The organism is Salinivibrio sp. HTSP, from assembly GCF_003390965.1.
Taxonomy (GTDB): Bacteria; Pseudomonadota; Gammaproteobacteria; order Enterobacterales; family Vibrionaceae; genus Salinivibrio; species Salinivibrio kushneri.
In genome coordinates this window covers 1-11,450 of record NZ_PXUD01000058.1, presented here as the reverse complement: position 1 = coordinate 11,450, position 11,450 = coordinate 1, and the positions used below count along the sequence as shown (strand labels likewise).

The following is an 11,450-nucleotide window of genomic DNA, read 5'->3' as shown; positions in this document are numbered from 1 at the left end:
CCACGGATTTGCAATCCGCTGCATAGCCACTCTGCCAACGCGCCTTAACGCTGCTGCCTCTTGAGTACGGGGAGGCATTCTACGGATTAACGTGATCGAGTCAACACTTATTATTTAAAAAAAGTGTCACCTGCCTGTTTTGCAAACGAAAACATCAAAAAACACCCAACTTGCTGTTGTTTTAGGCATTTTCTTGTGCTCGTTCTCACTAACCTCTTAAAACATCTCGTGTTAGCTCGTGGTTTTTTGCCCAATACACATCGACGCACGCAAAAGCTATTAAGTGACGCTATCATTATTGATCCAACGAAATGTTAAGTTGATTCGCTCACTCGTTGGCTTTTGCGTTTTCGGCAAACTGTGCTGCCAATGTGTTTGGGTTGTGCCTCTCATCACCAGCAAGGATCCGTGATTCAATAAAACCTCACGCTTTTCTTGCCGCTTAGGATGGCGAAAAAGAAAACGACGGCTCGCGCCTAAACTGACAGAGGCAATGGTAGGTTGCTCCCCCAGCTCAGGCTCATCATCTCGGTGCCACCCCATGTAATCGCTGCCGCTACGATAGCGATTTAACAGAACAGTGTTAAAGGAAGTCTGACACTGCGCCTCTACCCAGCCTTTGAGTTGGCGCAAGGGATGTGTCCAAGGCAGCGGCTGAAGCGTGAGTCCGCTGTAGGTGTAGGGATGATCACCATACCATGCCAATAGACGTGGCTGCATCACGGTGCGGCCAAACAACGAAATCGGCAATTGTTGCCAGGGGGTTTGCGCGAGTAAGGTTGAGAACAATGTGTCTGCACACCCCGCTGATAACCACTCAGGCCACCAATCCACCTGAGCATCAGGCATATCAGTGATCGGGTGGCTATCAAATGCCGCATCAGAAAAGAAACTTTGTTGCTCGGGAGAGCGAGCCATAAAACACTGCCTCGTTCAATACTGTTAGACAGTGAGTATGGCTGTCGTTAGCGGATTGGATCAACGCGCTGCCCGCTCATACCATTCAATCGATACCAGCCGGCAATACTAAAACGCTGTCTTTTGGCGGGAAGCACCTCATGAGGGAAAGCTTCGGATAAAAACGTCACCAATCGTCCCGCTTTCGGCCATAACGTTTGTCGATGGCTACCGTCGGGGTTGTAAATGACGATTTCGCCTCCGTCTTGTTCAGACCAATCTTCATTAAGATACAACACGGTGGTCACTTTACGGTTTGAGCGCCCTTCGAAGGCATCATAATGTTTGGCATAAAAGTCACCAGGGTTGTACTTAGCAAAATGCGCTTCATATTCAAATAGCCCCAAAAAAAGGTGACGATTGAATGCCTGCTGAAGATCGGCCATTTTTGCTAATAATGCATCCACGGCAGGCTGGCGCCCTCGTTCTAACCAGTGAATTTTATCCCGACGAATTTGCGTATTAGTGTGCTGTTTTTGTTCGCGCCCAATCGTGGCTTGCGCCCATTGGGCGGGCAGGCATGTGTGTAAGTCATGCACCTCTTGCGCTGACAAAAATCCGTCACACACACTGAGTCCATGTGTCGCAATATCATCGATGATAGCCAGGTTGCTCAACCACTTGTCTCCGCCTAGAAATGGAGACGTTACCTTACTGCGTTTAACCGGCAGGACAACATGCGTTGTTTATCGTGACCATAAGCATAACTCATCGATAGCGTCACTCTCTCTCAACATATCAACCGAGCAAATCCTCGAGTTTTGCTTTCCAAATCGCGAGCGCCAGCGCTGGGCTACGTAGCATTTTTGGCGTGGGTATCCAGCCATGTTTGAGGCGAGCAAACACATCAAAACGACTGGCTTGGCCATCGATGGCCTCGGCAACCACTCGTCCCGCAATATTGGTTAACCCAACGCCATGCCCCGTATATCCATGTGCGGTATAAATATCATGGCCTAAATGCGCAATGTGCGGCATATAACTACGCGTCACAGCAAACATTCCGCCCCAGTGATAGTCCATCTTTACCTGGCCCAGTTGAGGGAAAACCTTAGTCATCCGATGGTGGAGCCGCTGCGCCGAATCCTTATACTCGCGATTAAACGGATGATTGACGCCACCAAACAATAAGCGTCCCTCTGCCGTGGGACGGAAATAGTCTAAACAGTTGTTGAGATCCGACATCGCCATGCGATTGGTAATTGGCATACGCTCACCAAGCGGTTCGGTCACAGCAATAAACGAGGCAACAGGCAGAACCTTGGCTTGTGCTTGGCGGTGTAAACCCTCTAGATACGCGTTACAGGCAAGCAAAACGCGGGGCGTATTCACTCGACCTTGAGGTGTGATCACCGCATGAGGTTGCCCTTTGACCAAACGTGTAGCAGGGGTGTGCTCATAGATTTTCACCCCCATTTGCGCCGCGGCACGAGCGAGGCCTAGCGTGTAGTTTAACGTGTGAATGTGCGCACTATTCGGATCGTATAATCCACCTAAATAGCGGTCAGTATTTGCAACCTCCGCCACTTGCGCTTTATCCCACCACTGGGCGTCTGGGTATTGATAACGCCCTTGCTTTAATGCATGCCAGCTTTGCAGCTCTTTTTGTTGCGCTTCGTTTAAAGCAAGCTCGATATAGCCCGGTTGAAAATCACAGTCAATCTGGTGATGCTGGATCCGTTCGCGAACGATATCAACGGCTTCCACCGACAAGTCCCACAACTGTTTGCCCCACGCTTGCCCATAGGTTTCATCAACTTCTCTCAGCCCAAGGCAATACCCCACGAGACACTGACCACCATTGCGGCCAGACCCTCCCCATGCCACTGTTTGTGCGTCTAGAACGGTGACACTATAGCCACGCTGTCGTAATTCAATGGCGGCGTTCAGGCCCGTTAAACCCGCCCCAATAATACACACATCTGCCTCTTGTGTGCCTGCCAGTGTAGGAAATGACAGCGTTTGGTTTTGGGTTGCAACATAGTAATTTGTCGCCGCGTTGAAGTCATTATCAGGTCGAACCGTCTTGACCATGCTCTCAATGGTTACTCTTGTTACCAAAAAAGAAAAAGTATTAAAAAACCAGCAGTCTGGTTTCGCGCCATCATACGCTCAGAGGCGGCAAATACTGGCACTGTCCTCCCTCTCTGGCAAGCTATTATTCTCGTCACTTTACCCGGCCATTTGGGGGAGATGGCAACCGATATGCTAACGTTAGCAAGGTATTGCCCCCAATCAAGGTTGGTAAAAAAACTCGTTGACACTAAGGTCAAGTACAATATGATGCGCTCGACGTGTACTCGGCCAGTCAGCCATTGAAGGATCATGACAATGAAAAAAATGTCTCACGGAATCACCACCACAACACTTGCGCTTTCAGCCCTCTTTGCAAGCGCCGTTCATGCAGACGATAAGGTACTCAACCTCTATAACTGGGCAGAATACATGCCAATGGACGTGATTGAAGCGTTCGAAGAGGAGTATCAAGTCGACGTGAATTACTCGACGTTTGAGAGCAATGAAGCCATGTATGCCAAGCTCAAACTCCTGAATAGCGAAGGCTACGATCTGGCATTTGCCTCAACCTATTTCATTGAGCGAATGGTCAATGAAGAAATGCTCGCCAACATTGATAAGAGCCAAATCAGTCATTTTGACAACCTGCGCCCAGGCCTACTGGGTCAACCTTTTGACAAAAATAATGACTATTCGCTGCCGTATGTGTTTGGTGTGACTGGCATTAGCTACAACAGTGATTATGTCGATGGCAGTAAAGTGGCCAAGTGGGCAGACTTATGGCGCGACGACTTCAACGGCCAAGTCATGCTCTTGAATGATGTGCGTGATGTGTTTGGCATGGCGTTGAAAGCGCAAGGTCATAGCATTAACAGCACCGAAGAGGCTGAAATTAAGCAAGCCTATGAATACCTCCGTGAGTTGCGCGACAACGTGGTGGTGTATAACTCTGATGCACCGCATGTGCCATTTGTAACCGGTGAAGTGAGCATTGGCCAACAATGGAACGGTAATGCTTACATGGCGCAACAAGAAATCGAAGGCATTGAGTTCGTCTACCCACAAGAAGGGGCGATCTTATGGATGGATAACTTTATCATCCCCAAAAACGCCGAACACAAGACCTTGGCACACCAGTTTATCGATTTTATGTATCGCCCTGAAAATCAGGCGAAACTGGTGGAAGAATTTGGCTATCCAGCCCCGAACACCAACGCGGCTGAGTACTTAGAGGCCGAGCTAAAAGAGAACAGCACCATCTTCCCATCTGATAAAGCGGTGAACAAAGGTGAGTTCACCAATGATGTCGGCGAAGCGGTGAAAATCTATCAAAAATACTGGCAGATGTTGAAAAGCTAATCGCGCGTATGTGATAACAATTTTCCCCAAGGCCTCATACGAGGCCTTTTTTATTATCTAAGTCAATATCTCACGCTTGTCACTATTTTTAGTCAATGGGTTTTTGCTATGCTCAGACGTAAACACGCATTAATTCACTTAAATCACTGACGACAAGGACGTTATTCCATGATTGACTTTCGCTCTGACACCGTGACCCAACCCGATGCATCCATGCGAGACGCCATGGCTAACGCCCCTGTCGGCGATGATGTGTATGGCGACGACCCAAGCATTAACGCGCTGGAAACATGGGCGGCTGAACGACACGGTTTTGAAGCTGCACTTTTTACCGCCTCGGGAACCCAAGCCAATTTATTGGCCCTGATGGCGCATTGCGAGCGCGGTGATGAGTATGTGTGTGGTCAGCAAGCGCACAATTACAAATATGAAGCAGGCGGTGCGGCCGTATTGGGCTCGATTCAACCCCAGCCCATTGACAATGACCCAGATGGGACCTTGTCTTTCGATAAAATCGCGGCGGCTATCAAGCCCGATGACTTTCATTTTGCCCGCACTAAGCTGCTGAGCTTGGAAAATACCATAGGTGGTAAAGTCTTACCTCTGTCCTATTTAGCCAAGGCGCGAACATTTTGCGACCAACATCAACTACAGCTACACCTTGACGGCGCAAGGGTTTACAACGCGGCTGTCGCACTAGAAGTGGACATTAAGGCGATCAGTTGTCACTTTGACTCGATGACAATTTGTCTATCCAAAGGATTAGGCGCACCTGTCGGCTCACTGCTACTCGGCTCGAAAGCCCTGATCAGTAAAGCCCGGCGTATTCGTAAAATGCTCGGTGGCGGCATGCGTCAAGCGGGCATATTGGCGGTTGCTGGCTATAAAGCACTGACCGAAAACGTAGAACGCTTGGCGGAGGATCATGCGAATGCGCATTACCTCGCCAGTGAGCTGGAAAAACTGAACGGCTTTTCCACTAGCGGCTATCCTGTGCAAACCAACATCGTTTATGTCGATGTGGCCGAAACAATCAATCATACACGCTTGCAAATGCGGCTGATGGAAAAAGAGATCCGCGTCTCTCTGTCTGGCAAACCAGCCCGTTTGGTGACACACAAAGACATCTGCCGCGCGGATATCGATACCCTGATCGCCGCGATTAAGGCCTCTCACTAAACCGTTCCAACGTACGATCGCACCGGGCCTAATGGCCCGTTTTGTACACAAAACCATCAGACAACTCAAAACTGTGACCCCATCACAGCTTTCTCCACCAAGGTCACTAAAACAATCACTTACAGCCGCTACACTGAAATAATCACCGACACAATGCCAATATGGGAAGCGCTATGGCTATCACTCCGCTAAAAAGCGATCGTTTATACCGTGAGTCCAGCTTAAAGCACAGTGACATCACTTCAACCAAACACCTTGCGCCGCTTGACGAGATTGTCGGCCAAGATCGTGCTCGTCATGCGGTTGAGTTCGCGATGTCCATCAAAGAGAAGGGCTACAACATCTATGCCATTGGCCAAAATGGACTGGGCAAACGCACCATGATGATGCGCTACCTCAACCAACACTGGCAAAGTGAGTCACCGGTTTATGACTGGTGTTATGTCGCTAATTTTCAAGAGGCGCGCGCACCAGAAGTATTGAAGTTGCCTGCGGGTAAAGGCAGTGAACTCAAAAAGCACATTGAGCAACTGATGGGCAAACTGGCCAACGCCCTGCCCATGGCGTTTGACAACGAAATGTATTACCAGCGGGCAGAAACACTCAAAAACCAACTCACAGAGCGCCAGCAAAGTGTGCTTCAAGGCTTGAGTGACACGGCAGAGAAAAACAGTGTGAGTTTGACCATCACGCCCCAGGGTGATTACCAATTTGTGGCCTTAAACGGCGAGGAGCCTCACACCGAGGAGACCTTTGACGCCCTCTCGCAAGACGAGCAGATGGCCTTTGGCAAAGTCATCGATAAGTTGGAGACGGAACTGCGAGGTATTGTTCGCCAACTTGGCGAATGGGAATCTGAGTACGCGGAAAAGCAAAAAGCCTTGGACGAGGATATCGCTCAAGACGTCATCGCCACCCAAATGGCACCGCTTAAAAAACAGTTTGCTGACTTGCCTGACATTTTAGCCTTTTTAGACGCCATGCAAGCTGACATGCTCGAGCACCTTGATATTTTCCTTGAAGACAGTGAGGAGCAAGCTGCACTTGCGTATGCGGCGCTGGATAAAAAACTCCCTCGCCGCTACCAAGTCAATGTGTTAGTCAGTCAAAATGACGCACAAGCGCCGATCGTGGTTGAGGATAGCCCTAGCTACCACAATCTGTTCGGTTATGTTGAGAATGCCACGTTTAAAGGCACGGTGTTTACCGACTTTTCATTGATTCGTTCAGGCAGCCTTCACCGCGCCAATGGCGGCGTATTACTGATGGATGCCATTAAAGTCCTCGAGAAGCCCTATGTATGGGATGGTATCAAACGGGCTCTCAGTAGCCGCCAGTTGAGTGTGAGCGCTCTGGAGCGAGAAGTGACCTTAAGCGGGACCGTGTCTCTCGATCCGGCGCCGATTCCTCTGGATGTTAAAATCATTTTGTTTGGCGACTACCAAACCTATCAGCTACTCCAACGCTACGATGCGGAGTTTATTGAGCTGTTTAGGGTCACCGCGGATTTTGAAGATGACATGCCGCGCACAGAGAGCACCGAGCAGCAATACGCCAAGTTCATTTCAAGCATTATTCATGACAGCCATTTGCTCCACTGCAGTCGCAGCGCCATTGCGCGTATTATTGAGCACAGTGCGCGACAAGCCGAGGATCAAAACCGCTTATCATTGCACTCCGCCGATATTGCTAACCTGTTGCGCGAGTCTAATTATTGGGCGAATCACGCTAACGCAAACAGTATTGGTGCCCTGCATGTAGAAAAAGCGCTCGCCAGCCGCAATATGCGCGTGAGCCGCTTGCGTGACAGCATGATGCAGAATGTGGAAAACGGCGTCACACTGATCAACACACAAGGCGCGGCGCTGGGTCAAATCAATGGCCTGTCGGTACTGAGCACATCGGATTACAGCTTTGGCTTACCCAACCGCATCACCGCGACCACGGCGTTTGGGGAAGGAGAAGTGCTGGATATCGAGCGAAGTGTCAAACTCGGCGGCCGTATTCACTCCAAAGGGGTGATGATCTTATCGGCGTACTTGGCGAATTTACTAGGAAAAACGGACACCATCCCACTCAAAACCCATCTTACCTTTGAGCAATCATACGGCGGTGTGGATGGCGATAGTGCTTCCATGGCGGAGTTCTGCGCGATTTTTTCTGCGATCACGGATGTCCCACTTCGACAAGACATTGCCATTACGGGGTCGATGAATCAGTTCGGTGAAGCGCAACCCATTGGTGGAGTCAATGAAAAAATCGAAGGCTTTTTTGATGTTTGCACCCTAAAAGGCCCAAGCAGCACCCAGGGGGTGATCATTCCTACTGCCAATGTCCAAAACCTGATGCTCCGCAAAGATGTGGTACTGGCGGTAGAAAAAGGCGAGTTTCACGTCTATGCCGTCTCACATGTCAGTGACGCCCTGGCTTTATTAGCGGGACAGGCCGCAGGCTTTGGCCCTGACAGTGATAACGGGTCTGGACTGTTAGCCATCGCGATCGACAAACTGAATCACCAGCGAGCGGCACATCAACCCCAAAAATAATCGACACCCATCAGCCTAACTCAATACTGAATGCGGCCAATCGGCCGCTTTTTTATTCCGGCTTTTTCGCGGCACTTACATATCATTCGCCATATCAACCCTTTACTTTGTTGTGACACATCTCACGCTCTCCGCTCGCCGCTTAACTTGATCCTACGCAAAAAACAGAGCAGTTTTTAAGCGTAATATGCAATGAAAACCATTCTTATTTGGATCTTGCACTATGAAACTGTCCACACTTGGTCGCGGCCAATCCGCGCGTATTACCAGTGTCCATCATGTGCCCGCGTCTGTTCGTCATCGTCTCGCGGTCATGGGTGTGATTCCAGGCACCGGCGTTGAGCTTGTCAGGCGCGCGCCATTGGGTGATCCACTTCAGATCCGCCTCGACAGTGAACAACTGATCGTACGTCGCGAAGTCGCCAAACTGATTGATGTGGAGGTAATCTGATGAGTTCACGCCGCATTGTACTTGCAGGCAACCCAAACTGCGGGAAAACCACCTTATTTAATGCGCTCACCGGCTCACAACAAAAAGTCGGAAATTGGGCGGGCGTCACTGTCGATAAAAAAGTCGGTACGCTGAGCCTCGACCACACCGAGTGTGAACTCACCGATTTACCCGGCCTTTATGCACTAAACGCAGGCTTTGACGCCAGTATTGATGAGCAAATAGCCACTTACGCCATCGATAGCGGCGAGAACGATTTTATTATTAATGTCTTAGACGCCAATTGCCTAGAGCGCGGTCTATACCTCACCCTTCAACTGCGTGAACGCGGTGTTCCTATGGTGGTGGTGATTAACAAAATGGATTTGCTTGATCGTAATGGTCAACAACTCGACACCGCCAAATTACAAACGATGCTGGGTTGTCCCGTGTTAACCGTCACCGCATGCCAGCCAGCGACCGTCGACACATTGCGCCACCAACTCGCCCACCTGGCCACCCATTTACCCGTTTGTGAGGCAATGTATCTGAACTACGGTGCGGCATTAGAGAACTGGATTCAAAGCCAGCTTGGCGCCCGTTTTCTTCATGCAGCCGCTGCACAAGTGAATCAACGCGCGCACCTGCTTGAGTGCTTGGAGCGGGGCCGCTTGCCTGATGGTAGCACCGAGGCTGACCAGCAGCAGTTTACGATCGCAAACCAAGCCCTTTCAGACTTAGATACTGACATCGCCATTGCGGATACGCGCTACAGTGCGATTCGTGACATGGTTCACCAGGCTCGCCGCGAGCTTCGCCACCTCAGTCGCAATAATACCGAAAAGTTAGATAAGGTCCTTCTCAACCCCTTTTTATCACTACCTATTTTGCTTGCTGTCCTCTATGCGATGTTTGTGTTTGCCATCAACATTGGCGGCGCCTTTATCGACTTTTTCGATATTGCCGCCGGCGCGATACTTGTCGATGGTACCCATCAGCTTCTTGACGGCATACTGCCGACGGCGATTGTCACTATTCTCGCCGATGGCCTCGGAGGAGGTATTCAAACTGTTGCCACCTTTATTCCTGTTATTGCAGGCTTATACCTATTTTTAACGGTATTAGAAAGCACAGGTTACATGGCACGTGCCGCCTTTTTATTAGACGGTTTAATGCAAAAAATGGGGTTACCGGGCAAAGCCTTTGTGCCCTTAATCCTCGGCTTTGGCTGTACCGTTCCTGCCGTGATGGCAACGCGCACATTAGAACAGGTTCACGAGCGCAAAACCGCAGCCGCGATGGCGACATTTATGTCCTGTGGCGCCCGCCTTCCGGTATACGCCCTCTTTGCCGCGGCGTTTTTCCCACAAAATGGTCAAAACCTTGTTTTCGGCCTCTACTTACTTGGCATTATTGCTGCGATCATCACCGGCCTAATACTGCGTCATACCCTTTATCCAGGGCATAGTGAAAGCCTGCTGATGACACTTCCAGACTACGAACTGCCGCGTGTGCGCCATGTGATGAGCAATACCTGGCAAAAGCTGCGTCGATTTGTTCTGGGTGCCGGTAAAACCATTGTTATCGTGGTAACCATTCTGACCTTCTTTAACTCTTTGGGCACCGATGGGTCGTTCGGACACGAAGACAGCGAGTCTTCCGTCCTGTCGAAAACAGCACAAGTGATCACGCCGGCCCTATCACCTATCGGGATTGAAGAGGATAATTGGCCTGCTACCGTCGGGTTGGTGACGGGCCTGTTTGCCAAAGAGGCGGTGGTCGGCACCTTGAATAACCTTTATGCGCCCAGCGAAGAAGCGGAAGAAGAGGCCACACTGGGAGAAGCGCTGGTCGAAGCGGTTCAGAGCATTCCGGAAAACTTATTTGGCATTGATTATACCGACCCATTGGCTATTGACGTTGGTGAGATTGAAAACACCGAAGCCGCCGCACAAGCGCAAGAAGTCAGTATGACAACGTTTGATAATTTGCACCGTCAATTCACTAGCACCGCCAGCGTAATGGCTTATCTTATTGTTATCCTGCTTTATACCCCATGTGTTGCCGCTCTAGGTGCCTACACACGTGAGTTTGGTCGCCGGTTTGCCCTGTTTGTGGCGAGCTGGTCAATGCTGCTAGCGATAAGCGGTGCCACGCTATGCTACCAATTCAGTCAGTTGAGTGTCGCCACCACGCCAGCCACACTCTACATCACTGGCCTTTGTGCCTTACTGATTGTCGTGGTAGCACTCATGCGCTATGTCGGCAAACATCCCCATTGGTTTAAGGAGACCTACTATGATCCTGCAAAAGCTCAAAGCCAGTGTCATTCAGGCGGGTGTCATTAGTCGCCTCGATCTCGCCAACCAATACGGGATCAGTCCTGATGGAATCGACGCCATGATGGCAACCTGGGTCAAACGCGGGGTGGTTATTCGACAATCGGGGCGTAAGGATCCGCAAGATATCCACTACCGTTTGGCACATCAGAATGAAATACAATGCTTCAGCATTATATAGCATCGTAGCCATCGCCATTTTACTAGGCAGCTTTTAAGCTGCCTTTTTATTACCTACCGTCTTCTCTCGCCCTCCCCTAACGTTGATGCACCTCACTATACCTCCTTGAGCACGCTGTTCTATGATAAAAAGAGAGCGATGTGAGGGTGTAAGCCATGAGTCGTTATCAAACCCAATCAAGCGAGGCACAGTACCAGCCTGGCTCTGGTGAGCAAGTGCTTAAAAATCATATTGGGGTGACGGAACCAACCGAAATGGACGATATCGAGGCTCGCGGTGTAAATTCAACGCGGAGTGCGGTCTATTTTCTGCAAAATGGTGAAGCACAACGTGCAGACTGAGCACGGAACAAAACATACAAAAACGGCGACCCTACAGGTCGCCGTCTTGTTCATTAATGGTGCCCCGGGCCGGACTTGAACCGGCACAGCGCGAACGCCGAG

General features: G+C 50.2%; 10 protein-coding genes. 7 read left to right on the top strand and 3 right to left on the bottom strand.

Annotated elements, in window-relative coordinates; all coding sequences use genetic code 11:
- Positions 1 to 279 precede the first annotated feature (279 nt).
- The 3 genes from C7A19_RS11325 to C7A19_RS11315 form a co-directional block, all read right to left on the bottom strand.
- Entirely contained in the window at positions 280 to 849 is a 570-nt protein-coding gene (locus tag C7A19_RS11325; protein ID WP_116644919.1) for an alpha-ketoglutarate-dependent dioxygenase AlkB, read from the bottom strand.
- Positions 850 to 965: 116 nt separating this feature from the next.
- On the bottom strand, positions 966 to 1,574 hold the full coding sequence (locus tag C7A19_RS11320; RefSeq protein ID WP_102505171.1) for a 2OG-Fe(II) oxygenase: 609 nt from the start codon (positions 1,572 to 1,574) through the stop codon (positions 966 to 968).
- A 121-nt stretch (positions 1,575 to 1,695) separates the two neighbouring features.
- Positions 1,696 to 2,991 (bottom strand): FAD-binding oxidoreductase, encoded by a 1,296-nt coding sequence (locus C7A19_RS11315; protein WP_077458636.1) that lies wholly within the window; start codon positions 2,989 to 2,991, stop codon positions 1,696 to 1,698.
- Between the two features lie 297 nt (positions 2,992 to 3,288).
- On the opposite strand from C7A19_RS11315, the gene C7A19_RS11310 reads away from it, so the two are divergent.
- From C7A19_RS11310 to C7A19_RS11280, 7 genes are all read left to right on the top strand, one after another.
- Positions 3,289 to 4,332 carry a spermidine/putrescine ABC transporter substrate-binding protein gene (locus C7A19_RS11310; protein WP_116644918.1) on the top strand — a complete coding sequence of 348 codons (1,044 nt, stop codon included), beginning with the start codon at positions 3,289 to 3,291 and terminating at the stop codon, positions 4,330 to 4,332.
- A gap of 168 nt (positions 4,333 to 4,500) precedes the next feature.
- A complete protein-coding gene (ltaE, locus tag C7A19_RS11305) occupies positions 4,501 to 5,511 on the top strand; it encodes a low-specificity L-threonine aldolase (protein WP_116644917.1) in 1,011 nt (336 codons plus the stop codon).
- Positions 5,512 to 5,684: 173 nt separating this feature from the next.
- On the top strand, positions 5,685 to 8,057 hold the full coding sequence (locus C7A19_RS11300; protein WP_116644916.1) for an ATP-binding protein: 2,373 nt from the start codon (positions 5,685 to 5,687) through the stop codon (positions 8,055 to 8,057).
- Positions 8,058 to 8,280: 223 nt separating this feature from the next.
- Positions 8,281 to 8,508 carry a FeoA family protein gene (locus C7A19_RS11295; protein WP_069362230.1) on the top strand — a complete coding sequence of 76 codons (228 nt, stop codon included), beginning with the start codon at positions 8,281 to 8,283 and terminating at the stop codon, positions 8,506 to 8,508.
- A complete protein-coding gene (gene feoB, locus C7A19_RS11290) occupies positions 8,508 to 10,835 on the top strand; it encodes a Fe(2+) transporter permease subunit FeoB (protein ID WP_116644915.1) in 2,328 nt (775 codons plus the stop codon). The genes C7A19_RS11295 and feoB overlap by 1 nt, the downstream gene beginning before the upstream one ends.
- Positions 10,786 to 11,007 carry a FeoC-like transcriptional regulator gene (locus C7A19_RS11285; RefSeq protein ID WP_069362228.1) on the top strand — a complete coding sequence of 74 codons (222 nt, stop codon included), beginning with the start codon at positions 10,786 to 10,788 and terminating at the stop codon, positions 11,005 to 11,007. The genes feoB and C7A19_RS11285 overlap by 50 nt, the downstream gene beginning before the upstream one ends.
- A 155-nt stretch (positions 11,008 to 11,162) precedes the next feature.
- Positions 11,163 to 11,348, top strand: a complete 186-nt coding sequence (locus C7A19_RS11280) for a hypothetical protein (protein ID WP_077487017.1) — start codon at positions 11,163 to 11,165, stop codon at positions 11,346 to 11,348.
- Positions 11,349 to 11,450 lie beyond the last annotated feature (102 nt).